Here is a 14,936-nt window from a genome sequence, read left to right as displayed (position 1 = left end):
TGATTAATCAGTTGTTGGATTTTCTTCGTTAAACCAAAGTGGATCTTCATTATCAACTTCACCATTATAGTTAATCAAAACTTCTTCACCAACTTGGATATCTTTATAAGCAAAGAAATCAAATGTATGATTATCAAAATTAATATCATACACGGCATTTGGTTGGTATGAATGATTAAATAACATGCCATATCCTAATACTAGTGCACTATGGTTTATTCCATACTCAAACGCATAATCAGCTAACAGTGTTTTTTCAATATGTTCATGCTGGTCATTTGGGTAGGGGAGAGCGGGTGCTTCATGAAGGAGTTCTCCTTTTTTAATATCACGAGTAGCAAAGACGCCACGATTTAATTCTCCGTTGCTTAATGTAGATGTTTTTATTTCAATCATTTTGTTCACCTTCTCTATTCGATTATTAATGTTATATACTTGCTAGGATATATGGTAGTAGTTAAATCGTCCAGCAAGTTACAAGTATAACATGTTGAATCTTAATCGCATCTTACAAGGCAAACAGTTGACCATAATTATTTATGTTTAGGCTATTTATTTTCAGTTAAGCCTTTAAAAATGGTATCAATATTCCATTCCATCATTTTAATATACGTGTCACCATCTTCACCGGGCTTACCGATGGAGTCAGTGAAGACTTTACCGTAGATTGGAACTTCTGTTTCAGCAGATACGGTCTCCATACTACGAGGATCTATGCTCGTTTCAACAAACAATACAGCATCTTTTTTCGTATTAATAAAATCAATTATTGATTTCACTTGATCTGGTGATCCTTGATTTTCAGAGTTGATTTCCCAGATATAAGCTGCTTCAAAATCATAAGCTTCAGAGAAATATTTAAAGGCCCCTTCGCTAGTAATTAAAAGACGCTGTTCTTTTGGTATTTCGTTATAACGCGACACTGATTCCTGATGAAGAGTTTCAAGTTTTTTAATGTATGCTTGAGCATTCTTCTCATATACATCTGCATGTTCAGGATCAACTTGAATCAATCCATCTCTAGCATTTTCAGCATATTTAATTCCGTTACGAATATCTAACCATGCATGAGGGTCTTCCTCAGATTCTTTCCCTTCAGTGGTCAGATATTTCGGTTGAACACCTTCACTCAACTGAAACACAGGTGAGTCTTTTTCGCCTTTATCGGCAGTTAGTAATAATTTTTCAAACCATGAGTTTCCTGCTTCTAAATTAAGTCCATTGTAAAATACGGCATCCGCGTCTGTTGTCAGTTGAACATCTTTTGGAAGTGGATCATATTCATGAGGATTAGAACCAACTGGAGCAAGCGTATGAATCTCTACTCGATCTCCACCTACATTTTTAACAATATCGTAAATAATTGAATAGGTAGCAATGACTTGAATCTTTTCGTTAGGATCTTTTTCAGCATTTTCATCTTCTTTACCACACGCTGAAATAAGTAGAAGCAATATGATGCTCATGATGCCTGTAAAATATTTTATAGTTTTCATCTTAATCCTCCATTTAATTTTTATGATTGTGAATGCATTTCTCTTTTTCGTGCACTTTTAATCGAGCGCCATATTAAGCCTTGTTTTGGTGAAAATAAAAATGCCAGAATAAATAAAACAGTTGCAGCAAGTACAATGGTCGCACCTGATGCTAAATTGTAGGTATAGCTAAAATACAAACCAAGTATGGATGATAAAACACCGATTCCAGCGGAAAGGTAGAGCATTACCCATAGCCGATCTGTTAATAAATACGCAGTTGATGCTGGCGTAATAAGCATTGCTACAACTAAAATAATGCCTACTGTTTGTAAAGAAGCAACTGTTACTAATGTTAGAAGTGTCATTAAAAAGTAATGAATTAATTTAGTAGGCAATCCATAAGCAGAGGCCATCGTTGGATCAAAAGAACTAACAAGTAGTTCTTTATAAAATACATAGATACAAACAAGAACGAAAATTCCTATTATCAATGTTGACAACATTTCAGATGGACGTACGGCGAGTACATTTCCAAAAAGAATGTGATACAAATCTGTACTACTTTTCATAAATGTAATAAGAATAATCCCAGATGCAAATGCCGCTGTGAACATAATACCAATTGAAACATCATTCTTAATCCTACTATTATTACTAATGAAACCAATACCTAACGCGGTAATTAATCCAGTAAATACAGCTCCAAAAAAGAAGTTTATGCCCAAAATATAAGACAATGCCACACCGGGTAGTACGGCATGTGAGATTGCATCACCCATTAAAGCCATCCCTCTTAAAATGATAAAGCAACCAATTACCCCGCAGATTATACCAACCATAATAGACGTAAGTAGGGCTTTTTGTAAAAATCCGTATTGTATGATGGCTTCAACAAAACTCATCATGAGCTCACTCCTTCACCTATTATTGATGGGAATTGAATAGAATAAGCTCTACTTAAGACGTCCGGCTGAAATACTCTTTCAACATTTCCATGTTCAATGAGCTCTTTGTTTAAAAGAATTAGTTCATTGAAATAATCACTGGCTTTACTTAAATCATGGTGCACAACGATTACAGTTTTTCCGCTATCCCGAAGCTCTTTCAATATCGAGATAATCTTTTCTTCACTCGTAACATCGACACCTACGAATGGTTCATCAAGAAAATACATTTCCGGTTTTTGTGCCAATGCTCGAGCTAGAAAAACTCTTTGTTGTTGTCCCCCTGAGAGTTCACCAATTTGACGATTGTGTAATTCTGCAATTCCAACTTTCTTTAAACATTCATGCGCCCAAGTTTTGTGTTCTTTTTTGGGACGTTTAAAGATTCCTAAATTTGGATAAGTACCGAGTATGACAGTATCAATAACCGTAATTGGAAAATCCCAATCTATGCTACTTCGTTGGGGAACATAAGCAATTTTAGTTTTCATTTCTTTTATTGATTTACCTAATAGTTCAACTCTCCCAGAATCTTTTTTTATTAGGTTTAATAATACTTTTAACAATGTTGATTTCCCTGCACCATTGGGTCCAATAATGCCTACTAATTTTCCTTTATCGACTGTGAAACTGACGTTTTTTAAAGCTTCAGACCCGTCATACGAAACAAATAAATTGCTAACGGATATTGCTGTTTTCATAAAATCCCTCCTGTAATGAAAATTATTTTAAATAAATCCAATGAGTATTTCCTTGCCGAAAAAAAGTTTCCTTAGAACAACTATATGCTTTGAAAGTTCATAATGCAACAACACAAATTTGAAAAGTATTAATATGATTGCTAAAGTAACAAGCAAGACTTGTTCATAATTTTGATTGCCCTTCATGAGAATGGTACGTTTCTTATACATTCATTTAGGAAAAACAGTATAATAAAAGGAAATAATTTCTTCATAAACTCATGCTTGAATTTTAGAAAATAATATTAGAAAAAAGCAGCAACTCAGATTTTTTGAAATGATTAAAGGTGAGTGTTGCAATTGAGGAGGAATAAAAATGGGAGAATACATCCTGTCAATTGACCAAGGAACAACAAGTTCCAGGGCGATTCTTTTTAATCAAAAAGGAGAGCTTGTACATACTTCACAAAAGGAGTTTAAACAATATTTTCCTAAACCAGGTTGGGTTGAACATAATGCAAGCGAAATTTGGGGTTCTGTTTTATCAGTCATTGCAGCTGTATTATCTGAAAGTGGAATTCAACCAAGCAACATACATGGAATCGGAATTACCAATCAACGCGAAACGACCGTTGTATGGAACAAGAAGACTGGTCGTCCCATATACAATGCCATTGTATGGCAATCTCGCCAAACTCAACAAATTGTTAATGATCTTAAAAAAGAAAACTTAGAAACATGGTTTCAAGAAAAAACAGGACTTAGATTAGATCCTTATTTTTCTGGAACAAAAGTAAAATGGATTTTAGACAATGTTGAAGGAGCAAAAGAGTTAGCACAACAAGGGGATTTGTTATTTGGAACGATAGATTCTTGGTTAATATGGAAGTTATCTGGAGACAAAGAACATACCACTGATTACTCAAATGCATCGCGTACTTTGTTATTTAACATTCATGACTTAAAATGGGATGAAGAAATTTGTAAGAAACTAGAAATTCCGATTTCGATGTTACCAAGAGTTGCTTCATCTTCGGAAATATATGCACAAACCGACCCATCTGTCTTCTTTGGTGCGGCAGTTTCAATAGCTGGAATAGCAGGTGACCAACAAGCCGCGTTATTTGGACAAGGTTGTTTCGAAAAAGGAATGGCTAAAAATACGTATGGTACAGGATGCTTTATGTTATTAAATACTGGGCAAACTCCAGTAATATCTAAAAATGGTTTACTAACAACAATTGCATGGGGAATAAACGGTGAAGTAACGTATGCCTTAGAAGGCAGCGTGTTCGTGGCAGGTTCTGCGATTCAATGGCTTCGTGATGGACTTAGAATGATAAAAAATGCTTCAGATAGTGAATTATATGCAGAAAAAGTTGAATCAACTGAAGGGGTCTATGTCGTGCCTGCATTTGTCGGACTTGGAACACCTTATTGGGATTCAGATGCGAGAGGAGCTATTTTTGGTTTAACACGGGGGACCTCAAAAGAACATTTTATTCGTGCTACGCTTGAATCACTAGCTTATCAAACGAAAGATGTATTAGATGCTATGGAGCGAGATGCAGACATCAAAGTCGAAACCTTACGTGTAGACGGTGGAGCTGTTAACAATGAGTTCCTCATGCAGTTCCAAAGTGACTTACTTGAACTGGACGTTGAATTAGCAGAACTAAATGAATCAACGGCGCTTGGAACTGCTTTTTTAGCTGGCTTAGCTACAGGCTTTTGGTCTGATATTGAAGAAATTGAAAAAATGCGCAACAGTAAAAAAACATACTCACCAAAAATGGAGTCAACTAAGAGAAAAGAACTTTATAATGGATGGCAAAAAGCAGTAGAAGCAACGAGACTGTTTAAATAAAGGAGAATCAACGATGCTATCAGCACTAGACCGTCCTAATATGATTAAAACGTTAAATAAATTCGAATTCGACTTGCTTATAATTGGTGGTGGAATTACTGGCGCTGGAATTGCTCTTGATGCAGTAACTCGTGGGCTGTCTGTGGCTTTGGTTGAGATGCAAGACTTTGCTGCAGGTACTTCTAGTCGTTCGACCAAACTAGTGCATGGCGGCCTACGGTATTTGAAACAATTTGAAGTGAAAATGGTTTCAGAAGTAGGAAAAGAAAGAGAAATAGTTTATGAAAATGCGGTTCATGTAACAGAACCTGAATGGATGCTCTTACCTTTTCATAAAGGCGGTACTTTTGGACCGATTTCAACATCGATTGGCCTTCGAGTGTATGACTTTTTAGCAGGAGTTAAACGCAATGAACGTCGGCAAATGTTAACTACTAAAGAAGCGAAGACTAAGGAGCCATTACTAAAAACAAATGGACTCCGTGGAGCAGGTTACTACGTGGAATATCGTACGGATGATGCTCGGCTGACCATTGAAGTCATAAAAAAAGCGGCTGAAAAAGGCGCGATTTGCATAAACTATATGAAGGTCGAATCGTTTATCTACCATCAAAGTAAAGTGGTTGGGGTAGAAACAGTAGATCAACTTACTGGACAGCTTGCTACTATTCATGCCAAAAATATTGTAAATGCAACAGGTCCTTGGGTAGATGAAGTTCGAAAGAAGGATTCGATTGAAAATGGTAAACAACTACGAATGACGAAAGGTGTGCATATCGTAGTGGATCAATCAAACTTCCCGTTAAAACAAGCGGTTTATTTTGATACTCCTGACGGTCGAATGATGTTTGCGATTCCCCGACACGGTAAAGCATATGTTGGAACGACGGACACTTTTTATAAAGAGGATCCAAAAAACCCGGTTGCAACAAGAGAAGATGTTGCCTACTTATTAAGTGCTATTACTTTTATGTTTCCAAGTATTCAATTAACATTACAGCAAGTTGAATCTACTTGGGCAGGAGTCAGACCGCTCATTTTTGAAGCTGGAAAAGACCCTTCAGAAATATCTCGTAAAGATGAGATTTGGGAATCAGCAAGCGGTCTTCTTACAATTGCTGGTGGAAAATTAACAGGATATAGAAAAATGGCTGAAATGGTTGTAGATCGTCTCACTAAAAAAAGTAATACATTTACTTACAAACCTTCAATCACCAAAAGCCTACCTTTGTCTGGTGGGGATATGGGAGGTTCTAAACATTTCAAATCCTTTGTTGAAAAGAAAGCGATAGAAGGTGAACATTACGGATTATCATATGATGAGTCGAAGAAACTTGCAGGTTTTTATGGGACGAATGTGGATCAACTATTTGCCTATGCAAGTATTCTTAAAGACAATAGATATGAATTGCCGTTGCCTATAGCTGCAAGAGTTGCATATGCAATCCAATATGAAATGGCCTGTACACCAGTAGATTTTTTTGTTAGGCGAACAGGCGATTTATATTTCAATATTCAAGAAGTACATGCGTATAAAGAGCAAGTGTGTCAAATGATGAAAGTTCAGCTTGGTTACTCAGATTACAAATTACATGAATACCAAATGGACCTAGATAAACAACTAAAAGCATCAATATCATTCCGAGGGGAGAATGTCTGATGAATAAAAGTATTCATTATGTAAAAATGTCAGATGAACAAGAAATTTACACAGTGATCTATAAGCCTGAAGAAACACCGATTGGACATGTTCATATATTGCATGGACTTGCAGAGCACATTGGGCGATATGAAGAATTTGCTCAATTTTTAGTTTTAAATGGGTATGTAGTGTCTGGACATGATCATCGTGGACATGGTTACACAGGAATAAAACAAAATCAAATAGGCTTTTTTACAGACAAAGATGGCTTTGAAAGAGTGACGGAAGATGTACGAGAAGTTTTGCATGCTGTTCGTAAAGAAATCACTTGCGAAAGTCCAATACTTTTTGCTCACAGTATGGGCTCTTTCATTGGTAGAAGATATATTCAAAAATATGGACAATCTGTTTCAAAAATTGTATTATCAGGAACTGGTGGCCCATCAGGAGCGTCCGGAAAAGTGGGGAAATTATTAGCCACAGGATTTTCAATTGTCAAAGGAAAACAAACCGAAAATCCTCTTTTGGACAAAATGTCATTTGGCAAGTTTAATGCAGCTTTCAAAGATGGGCAAACGAGTTTTGATTGGTTAAGTTCTGACCCTTCAGAAGTACAAAAATATATTGAAGATCCTATGTGTGGTTTTGTTACTAGCAATCAACTTTTTATTGATTTACTTAATGGACTTGACGTGATTCATGATAATAAAGAGATAGCGCATATTCCTAAAAAACTACCTATATTAATGATTTCTGGATCGAAGGATCCCGTAAGCAATGATGGGAAACAAGTTTGGGTGGTTGCTAATCAATATAAAAAAGCAGGACTGATAGATATTACTGTGGTGTTAGTAGAGGAAAAAAGACATGAATTGTTAAATGAATTAGGAAAAGAAGAAACATTTGAATTAGTTTTACAATGGATGAAGAAAAAATGATAGGCTTAGAAGTACTTACTATCGTTGGACCTACAGCATCAGGAAAAACAGCATTGTCAATAAAGCTTGCAAATTTATTGAACGGTGAAATTATTAATGGTGACTCGATGCAAGTATATAAAGGTTTGGATATTGGAACAGCCAAAATAACTTGTAAAGAAATGGACGACATTCCACATCATTTATTAGACATTAAAGAACCAACAGAGCCTTTTTCAGTGGCTGAATATCAACAACTTGTACGTTCTAAAATTAGTGAAATTCAAACAAGAGGGAAGTTACCAATATTAGTTGGCGGTACAGGATTATATATACAGTCTGTTTTATATAACTATCAATTTACAGATGACAGAGTAAACGATACAATTCGCAATGCTTATTACGAAGAATTAAAGCAAATTGGATCTGAAGCGATGCATTCAAAACTTAAACAAATTGATCCCCAAAGTGCTGCAATTATTCATCCTAATAACACACGACGAGTTGTGCGTGCGCTAGAAATTGCAGAGCATTCGCAAACGACAAAATCTGCTAAATCTCAAAATCAAGGTCATGAATCCATGTATCGACATGTAATTATAGGATTACAGGTTGACCGGGAAGAACTATATGAACGAATTAATTTGCGAGTAGATGGTATGATTGAGCAAGGCTTAGTTAATGAAGTTAGACAACTATGGGATAATGGTATTAAGGATGTACAAGCTGTACAGGCAATTGGCTATAAAGAATTGTATTCTTACTTTCGAGATGAGATATCATTAAATGCTGCTATTGATCTTATTAAACAAAATTCACGACGTTATGCAAAAAGACAACTTACTTATTTACGCAATAAACTACCAATTTCTTGGGTTAAGCCTGACGTCGATATGTTAGAAATAAATCAATTAATAAAGAACGGTATGCAGGAATCTAGTCATTAAGAGCGAATAGTATTAACATAGGAATTTAAAATCGTATTATAATTCAAGCACTACAGGAGGAAGTACAATATGAAACCAATAAATATTCAAGATACTTTTTTAAACCAGTTAAGGAAAAATAATGTATTCGTTACCGTTTTTTTGTTAAATGGTTTTCAATTAAAAGGAATCATTAAATCATATGACAATTTTACCGTGTTATTAGAATCTGAAGGCAAACAACAACTTATTTATAAACATGCCATTTCAACTTTTGTACCTTCCAAATCAGTTTCAATTTCAACTGAAGAAGCTTAAACAAGTTGGCGAGCTTATTGGCCTCTAAGGTCATTCTTGAGGATACACAACCAACTTATTGGAGGGGAAAATATGAAAACAATTCAACCTGAAGACTTACAAAAAAAGCTTGATGCTGGTCAAACAGTTCTTATGATTGATGTACGAGAACCAGATGAAGTGGCAACCGGAATGATTCCAGGTGCAGAACATATCCCATTAGGATTAGTAGAATTCACATATCAAGACTTAGACAAAACAAAAGAATATATAGTGATCTGTCGCTCAGGTGGACGTAGTGGTATGGCTTGTCAATTCCTTGAAGCTCAAGGATTTGACGTTACTAACATGTCAGGCGGGATGTTAGAATGGCAAGGCGAAGTAGAACTTTAATAAAGAGTAAAGGGCAAATTTAGTTTTAGTAAAATAAAAAGCAGCTTTCCTCGGAAATGAGTTAAGCTGCTTTTTATGATTGTTGTAATGATCGAAATGGTAATTGCCACTTCTTGATGTATGAAAAAACCCGTAATGTGGTTGTTATGACGAATAAAATGTAAAGGGCTAAGTCACTTGTTGCAAGTTCAAAACCAATGATTAGTCCAATAAACACTGCCCATACTGCATATACTTCGTTTCGCAGAATGAGTGGCTTTCTTTTCGCTAGAACATCCCGTATGATACCTCCACCTGAACCGGTTAGAACCGCTGCAACGACAATCGCGCTAATTGGTAAACCTAATTGAACTGCAAACAATGCCCCTTGTATTGCGAAAGCTGACAAACCAATTGCATCAAAAAATTTTCCCCAGCGATTCCAGTGATTAATCAAATGGCGTGGAAATAAAAAGATGATTGTCATAACAAGTAGTGCAACTTGAAACATCATTTCTTGTTCCCATAATGCTGACACCGGTACTCCTATTAATAAATTTCGAATTGCACCTCCACCAAAGGCAGTAACAATTCCAAGTAAATAAACACCAAATATATCATATTCTTCTTCCATAGCAACGATTGCCCCGGAAATGGCAAATGCAATAATTCCAATAATACTAAATACAGTCCAAGCCATTTCACATTCCTCCATATCTTAATAGGACGAAATATATTATATCATGTTCTATTTTAAATACAATAGTACGCTTGGGGTTATATCATCGTGTATAGTGTATAGTTGACTTGAAGACAGAAAACTAAAATAGATAGTTGAGGAGAAAAAATTTTGACATTTCAATCCATACTAACAACGAAAATATTAAATGAAGCAAAAAATATTGAACTGCTTGTTGCAGACCAACACGCGACAGCAGATAGAATTGCTTTTTTCAATCAGGAGAAAGTTATAACTGCTTTTCGAACACATCAAGTAAGTGATTTTCATTTACATCCTTCAACAGGATATGGGTATGATGATGAAGGAAGAGATAATTTAGAACGTGTATATGCCGAGGTATTTGGTTCTGAAACTGCACTTGTAAGAAATCAAATAATTTCTGGAACCCATGCAATTACAATCAGTTTATTCGGTGTACTTCGTCCAGGTGATGAACTGCTTTATATTACCGGTAAACCTTACGATACATTGCAATCGATTGTTGATGGCGGAGAGCATGATACAGGCTCGCTAAAAGACTTTAATATCTCATATCAACATGTGGATTTAAAAAGCGACGGTCAAATTGATTGGCAAAAAGTTGAGTTAGCTATTACAACTAAAACAAAAGTGATTGCCATTCAACGTTCGAAAGGCTACGCTAATCGACCTTCTTTTACAGTAGATCACATTAAACTAATGACCGAAAAAATACGTAAATTAAAGCCGCAGGCAATTATTTTCGTAGATAATTGTTACGGAGAATTTGTGGAAAAGCTTGAACCGACTAATGTTGGAGTAGATTTAATGGCAGGTTCCCTTATTAAGAATCCAGGGGGAGGACTTGCGAAAATTGGGGGCTATATTGCAGGTAAGAAAAAGTATGTTGATTTATGTGCTTACCGAATGACTTCTCCGGGTATAGGAGGAGAAGCGGGTGCGTCTTTGAACACATTAGGAGATATGTATCAGGGATTTTTCTTAGCACCTCATGTTGTAGCACAAGCAGTAAAAGGGGCAATCTTTACATCTGCAATGCTTGAAAAAGTTGGGATGAATACATCACCTCATTACCTTGAACAAAGGACGGACTTAATACAATCTGTCACATTTAAAAATGCACAACAAATGATTCAATTCTGTCGTGCAATTCAAGCAAATTCACCTATTAATGCTCACTTTTCACCAGAGCCAGCTTATATGCCAGGGTATGAGGACGATGTCATAATGGCAGCAGGTACTTTTGTTCAAGGATCAAGTATCGAGTTAACTGCAGACGGTCCAATACGGCCACCATATACGGCATTCATTCAAGGTGGACTAACTTATGAGCATGTTAAGTTCGCAATTCTTTCTGCTGTTTTAGAACTACAAGGTAGTACCTATGAATGAATGAGTAATTAGTTAATCTATTATTCTAATAAATTTACATGTTAGATGATATAACGTGTCATTGACAAGAAAGCTAACATATAGTATAGTGAATATTGTGAAAGGGTAGGTGAGCAACATGAGCCAACAACTAAGAAGATCAATGCCCTTACTTTCAATCAGTATTGTCATGCAGCTCACAGAGTTAACTGCACGACAAATTCGTTATTATGAAGAGCATAGTTTAATAAACCCAGCACGAACAGATGGCAATCGACGCATGTTTTCATTAATCGATGTCGACACATTACTTGAAATTAAAGATTTTCTTGATCAAGGTATTAATATGGCGGGCATAAAAAAATTGTTTGAAATGAAGAGCCAGCCCAATACTACTGAGACTAAAGCACAATTGACAGATGCAGAATTACGAAGTTTCTTGCGTATTGAATTGCAACAAGCTGGTAGACATCAGAGGGCTTCTTTAACACAAGGGGATTTATCTCGTTTTTTCCATTAAGCGAGTTATTATAATTTAAATATTTTAGGGAGAGTGACAAGAAGTGAGCAAGTACACAAAAAACGACATCTATAAGTTTGTAAAAGAGCAAGAAGTTAATTTTATTCGTTTGCAATTTACGGATATTTTAGGAACAATTAAAAATGTTGAGATACCTGTAAGCCAGCTTGAAAAAGCACTCGATAATAAAATGATGTTTGATGGTTCTTCAATTGAAGGTTTCGTTCGTATTGAAGAGTCTGATATGTATTTAGTTCCAGATTTAAACACATGGGTTGTTTTTCCTTGGATTACTGGAACAGGTAAAGTGGCGCGTTTAATTTGTGACGTAAATAAATCAGATGGTACTCCTTTTGCTGGTGACCCACGTGGTAACTTAAAACGAGTATTACAAGAAATGAAAGAAGTAGGATTTACTGATTTTAATTTAGGACCTGAACCAGAGTTTTTCCTATTCAAATTAGATGAACGTGGTGAACCAACCCTTGAATTAAATGATACTGGTGGCTATTTTGATTTAGCACCTATGGACTTAGGCGAAAACTGCCGTCGAGATATCGTTTTAGAATTAGAAGAGATGGGCTTTGAGATCGAAGCATCTCACCATGAAGTTGCACCAGGACAACATGAAATTGATTTTAAATACGCAGATGCAGTTACTGCTTGCGATAACATTCAAACTTTTAAATTAGTAGTTAAAACTATTGCACGTAAGCATGGCCTACATGCAACATTTATGCCGAAACCATTATTCGGTGTTAACGGATCAGGAATGCATATGAACGTTTCTTTATTCAATGGTAAAGAAAATGCTTTCTATGATAAGTCTGGAGACTTGCAATTAAGCGAAACTGCTTATCAATTCATGGCGGGTATTTTAAAACATGTACAAGGATTTACTGCAATTACAAATCCAACAGTAAATTCATATAAACGTTTAGTACCAGGTTACGAAGCACCTTGTTATGTTGCATGGTCTGCACAAAACCGTAGCCCACTTATTCGTATTCCTTCGTCTCGTGGAATAAGTACTCGAGTAGAAATTCGTTCAGTTGACCCAGCTGCTAATCCGTACCTAGCAATGGCTGTTATTTTAAAAGCAGGTCTTGACGGGATTAAAAACAAATTGACACCACCTAAAGCTGTTGACCGCAACATCTATGTTATGAATAAGCAAGAGCGTCGTGCAAATGGCGTTGAAGATCTTCCAGCTTCTTTACATGCAGCATTAGAAGAACTTGAGAAGAATGAAACGATTCGCAGTGCTTTAGGCGAACATATTTATGCTAATTTCGTAGATTCAAAAGAAATAGAATGGGATATGTTCCGTACATCCGTACATCCATGGGAACGCGAACAGTATTTAAAAACTTATTAATAGAAAGCGTTAGGGCTCGAGCCCTAACGCTTTTATAATTGAATGCCTTACATTATTTAATTGAATTTGTAGTATATTAAACTTATGTGAGTGTTGAACTATTTAACAGTAAAGAAACTAAAACCCCTACTAAAATTAGAAGGGGTTTTAGTTTTTCAAAAATTAAACAACAGCAAATTGCATTGTAAAAAATAAAAAAAGTTAATTATGAATAAACACAAAGCTTGAGTTCATAATAAATGAACAACTATACTCAATTTAAAAGTGCGGAAATTTGACTTTGAAAATTCAATCAGTTGTTATGTGTACTTATTTCAAGTACAATAAACACTGATTTTGGTTTATGAAAAGAGGGTATCAAAATGAAAAAATCTATTTTTGGATTGACATTAGAACAGCTAACAACATGGCTTCTAGATAACGGGCAAAAAAAATACCGAGCTGAGCAAATTTGGGATTGGTTATATATCAAACGAATTACTGAATTTTCACAAATGAATAATATCAGTAGCGAGTGTATTCAGTTACTTGAAAATAACTTCGTTCTTTACACGCTAGAGCAAAGTGTGAAACAAGAATCCGCTGACGGAACAATTAAGTTTTTATTTAAAATGCAAGATGGAAATTTAATTGAAACTGTATTGATGAGGTTCAAGTATGGTTTATCGGTTTGTGTTACTACACAAGTAGGCTGTAATATTGGATGCAGTTTTTGTGCAAGTGGATTATTGAAAAAAAGTCGTGATCTATCATCAGGTGAAATCGTGGAACAAATTATGAAAGTGCAAGAACATCTTGACGAAGTGAAGAAACAAGAACGAGTAAGCCATATTGTAGTAATGGGTATTGGCGAGCCATTTGATAATTATACGAACTTAATGGCCTTTCTAAACGTCGTCAACTCACAAAAGGGTCTTGCAATAGGTGCACGTCACATCACTGTATCTACAAGCGGAATTGTTCCGAAAATATATGATTATGCAGACGAAGGTCTACAAGTCAATTTAGCGATATCTATCCATGCTCCAACAAATGAATTGCGTACACGAATTATGAAAATAAATAAAGCATATCCAATTGAAAAACTTATGGATGCAATTGACTACTACTTGGAAAAGACAAATCGACGCATTACGTTTGAATATATTCTTTTACGAGATGTTAATGACCATGTTGAAGAAGCATGGGGTCTTGCAAAATTACTTGAAAACAAGCGTCATCTTTCTTACGTAAATTTAATTCCCTATAATCCAGTTGACGAACATGGACAATATCAACAAAGTACCCCTGAAGCAATTACTAAGTTCTATGATGCACTTAAGAAAAAGGGGATTAATTGTGGTGTTCGTCATGAACAAGGAGCGGACATCGACGCTGCCTGTGGCCAGTTAAGAAGTAAACAAATTAAAAAAGCTGATAAAGTTAAAGCTTAACTTGATTTTATCTTGATACTAATGAAAAAAAAGCTAATCGCCAAGGCGATTAGCTTTTTTTAGTGCGCCTAGCATGGCGTAATCTATAAGGTGAAGTACCGAGCTATGAAGGTAGAAGTACCAGTTAGCTTAACGCAAGGGTTTCCTGGTGACGTGGGTTCTAGAGGAAACAAGTTACAAACCACGGTCTAAGGACACGAATGCTATGTTTCGATTGGGTGAGTTGCTTAACAAAAAACACCTTTGTGTTAAAGATTAATATCTAAATAATATCACATCTGAGTCAATTTCATAATAAAAAATCTAGTAATAAAATCCGAACAAAGTTGATTTCCGCTCCATGCGGACGCTTTCCGTGGGGCATGGCATCAATCTCCTCGTCACTCTGTT

The 14,936-nt window shown here is 35.7% G+C and carries 15 protein-coding genes; 10 read left to right on the top strand and 5 right to left on the bottom strand.

Annotation, left to right across the window (positions count from 1 at the left end; genetic code table 11):
* Positions 1-3: 3 nt before the first annotated feature.
* The 4 genes from B371_RS0107865 to B371_RS0107850 all read right to left on the bottom strand — a co-directional run bounded on the left by B371_RS0107865 (position 4) and on the right by B371_RS0107850 (position 3,123).
* On the bottom strand, positions 4-396 hold the full coding sequence (locus tag B371_RS0107865; RefSeq protein ID WP_019413762.1) for an SET domain-containing protein: 393 nt from the start codon (positions 394-396) through the stop codon (positions 4-6).
* A 152-nt stretch (positions 397-548) separates the two neighbouring features.
* Positions 549-1,496 carry a metal ABC transporter solute-binding protein, Zn/Mn family gene (locus tag B371_RS0107860; protein ID WP_019413761.1) on the bottom strand — a complete coding sequence of 316 codons (948 nt, stop codon included), beginning with the start codon at positions 1,494-1,496 and terminating at the stop codon, positions 549-551.
* Between the two features lie 20 nt (positions 1,497-1,516).
* The gene (locus tag B371_RS0107855) at positions 1,517-2,380 is read right to left on the bottom strand and encodes a metal ABC transporter permease (RefSeq protein WP_026022997.1); all 864 of its coding nucleotides are present in this window, start codon (positions 2,378-2,380) and stop codon (positions 1,517-1,519) included.
* Positions 2,380-3,123, bottom strand: a complete 744-nt coding sequence (locus tag B371_RS0107850; protein ID WP_019413759.1) for a metal ABC transporter ATP-binding protein — start codon at positions 3,121-3,123, stop codon at positions 2,380-2,382. The genes B371_RS0107855 and B371_RS0107850 overlap by 1 nt, the downstream gene beginning before the upstream one ends.
* A 355-nt stretch (positions 3,124-3,478) precedes the next feature.
* Here B371_RS0107850 and glpK point away from each other — a divergent pair, with 355 nt between their 5' ends.
* The 6 genes from glpK (at position 3,479) to B371_RS0107820 (ending at position 9,144) form a co-directional block, all read left to right on the top strand.
* Positions 3,479-4,969 (top strand): glycerol kinase GlpK, encoded by a 1,491-nt coding sequence (gene glpK / locus B371_RS0107845; protein WP_019413758.1) that lies wholly within the window; start codon positions 3,479-3,481, stop codon positions 4,967-4,969.
* A 13-nt stretch (positions 4,970-4,982) separates the two neighbouring features.
* Complete coding sequence (locus tag B371_RS0107840) at positions 4,983-6,629, top strand: glycerol-3-phosphate dehydrogenase/oxidase (protein ID WP_019413757.1); 1,647 nt, start codon at positions 4,983-4,985, stop codon at positions 6,627-6,629.
* A complete protein-coding gene (locus tag B371_RS0107835) occupies positions 6,629-7,549 on the top strand; it encodes an alpha/beta fold hydrolase (protein ID WP_019413756.1) in 921 nt (306 codons plus the stop codon). The genes B371_RS0107840 and B371_RS0107835 overlap by 1 nt, the downstream gene beginning before the upstream one ends.
* The gene (gene miaA / locus B371_RS0107830) at positions 7,531-8,475 is read left to right on the top strand and encodes a tRNA (adenosine(37)-N6)-dimethylallyltransferase MiaA (RefSeq protein ID WP_019413755.1); all 945 of its coding nucleotides are present in this window, start codon (positions 7,531-7,533) and stop codon (positions 8,473-8,475) included. The genes B371_RS0107835 and miaA overlap by 19 nt, the downstream gene beginning before the upstream one ends.
* 69 nt (positions 8,476-8,544) lie before the next feature.
* The gene (gene hfq, locus B371_RS0107825; RefSeq protein ID WP_019413754.1) at positions 8,545-8,772 is read left to right on the top strand and encodes an RNA chaperone Hfq; all 228 of its coding nucleotides are present in this window, start codon (positions 8,545-8,547) and stop codon (positions 8,770-8,772) included.
* Between the two features lie 72 nt (positions 8,773-8,844).
* Complete coding sequence (locus B371_RS0107820) at positions 8,845-9,144, top strand: rhodanese-like domain-containing protein (RefSeq protein WP_019413753.1); 300 nt, start codon at positions 8,845-8,847, stop codon at positions 9,142-9,144.
* A gap of 73 nt (positions 9,145-9,217) precedes the next feature.
* On the opposite strand, the gene B371_RS0107815 is transcribed toward B371_RS0107820, so the two are convergent.
* Positions 9,218-9,823, bottom strand: a complete 606-nt coding sequence (locus B371_RS0107815; RefSeq protein ID WP_019413752.1) for a trimeric intracellular cation channel family protein — start codon at positions 9,821-9,823, stop codon at positions 9,218-9,220.
* A gap of 150 nt (positions 9,824-9,973) precedes the next feature.
* On the opposite strand from B371_RS0107815, the gene B371_RS0107810 reads away from it, so the two are divergent.
* The 4 genes from B371_RS0107810 (at position 9,974) to rlmN (ending at position 14,546) form a co-directional block, all read left to right on the top strand.
* Positions 9,974-11,236 carry a methionine gamma-lyase family protein gene (locus B371_RS0107810; protein WP_019413751.1) on the top strand — a complete coding sequence of 421 codons (1,263 nt, stop codon included), beginning with the start codon at positions 9,974-9,976 and terminating at the stop codon, positions 11,234-11,236.
* 118 nt (positions 11,237-11,354) lie between these two features.
* Positions 11,355-11,735 (top strand): MerR family transcriptional regulator, encoded by a 381-nt coding sequence (locus B371_RS0107805; protein WP_019413750.1) that lies wholly within the window; start codon positions 11,355-11,357, stop codon positions 11,733-11,735.
* 43 nt (positions 11,736-11,778) lie between these two features.
* Positions 11,779-13,113 carry a type I glutamate--ammonia ligase gene (gene glnA, locus B371_RS0107800; protein WP_019413749.1) on the top strand — a complete coding sequence of 445 codons (1,335 nt, stop codon included), beginning with the start codon at positions 11,779-11,781 and terminating at the stop codon, positions 13,111-13,113.
* A 362-nt stretch (positions 13,114-13,475) separates the two neighbouring features.
* Positions 13,476-14,546 carry a 23S rRNA (adenine(2503)-C(2))-methyltransferase RlmN gene (rlmN, locus tag B371_RS0107795; RefSeq protein WP_019413748.1) on the top strand — a complete coding sequence of 357 codons (1,071 nt, stop codon included), beginning with the start codon at positions 13,476-13,478 and terminating at the stop codon, positions 14,544-14,546.
* Positions 14,547-14,936 lie beyond the last annotated feature (390 nt).

It is taken from the genome of Paenisporosarcina sp. TG20 (genome assembly GCF_000286315.1).
Lineage (GTDB): Bacteria > Bacillota > Bacilli > Bacillales_A > Planococcaceae > Paenisporosarcina.
This window is presented reverse-complemented; position numbering and strand designations above follow the sequence as displayed.

Excerpts from the sequence above, each read along its gene's own strand:
- B371_RS0107865 (WP_019413762.1), bottom strand. The coding sequence starts at position 396 with ATGATTGAAATAAAAACATCTACATTAAGCAACGGAGAATTAAATCGT.
- B371_RS0107860 (WP_019413761.1), bottom strand. The coding sequence starts at position 1,496 with ATGAAAACTATAAAATATTTTACAGGCATCATGAGCATCATATTGCTT.
- B371_RS0107855 (WP_026022997.1), bottom strand. The coding sequence starts at position 2,380 with ATGAGTTTTGTTGAAGCCATCATACAATACGGATTTTTACAAAAAGCC.
- B371_RS0107850 (WP_019413759.1), bottom strand. The coding sequence starts at position 3,123 with ATGAAAACAGCAATATCCGTTAGCAATTTATTTGTTTCGTATGACGGG.
- glpK (WP_019413758.1), top strand. The coding sequence starts at position 3,479 with ATGGGAGAATACATCCTGTCAATTGACCAAGGAACAACAAGTTCCAGG.
- B371_RS0107840 (WP_019413757.1), top strand. The coding sequence starts at position 4,983 with ATGCTATCAGCACTAGACCGTCCTAATATGATTAAAACGTTAAATAAA.
- B371_RS0107835 (WP_019413756.1), top strand. The coding sequence starts at position 6,629 with ATGAATAAAAGTATTCATTATGTAAAAATGTCAGATGAACAAGAAATT.
- miaA (WP_019413755.1), top strand. The coding sequence starts at position 7,531 with ATGGATGAAGAAAAAATGATAGGCTTAGAAGTACTTACTATCGTTGGA.
- hfq (WP_019413754.1), top strand. The coding sequence starts at position 8,545 with ATGAAACCAATAAATATTCAAGATACTTTTTTAAACCAGTTAAGGAAA.
- B371_RS0107820 (WP_019413753.1), top strand. The coding sequence starts at position 8,845 with ATGAAAACAATTCAACCTGAAGACTTACAAAAAAAGCTTGATGCTGGT.
- B371_RS0107815 (WP_019413752.1), bottom strand. The coding sequence starts at position 9,823 with ATGGCTTGGACTGTATTTAGTATTATTGGAATTATTGCATTTGCCATT.
- B371_RS0107805 (WP_019413750.1), top strand. The coding sequence starts at position 11,355 with ATGAGCCAACAACTAAGAAGATCAATGCCCTTACTTTCAATCAGTATT.
- rlmN (WP_019413748.1), top strand. The coding sequence starts at position 13,476 with ATGAAAAAATCTATTTTTGGATTGACATTAGAACAGCTAACAACATGG.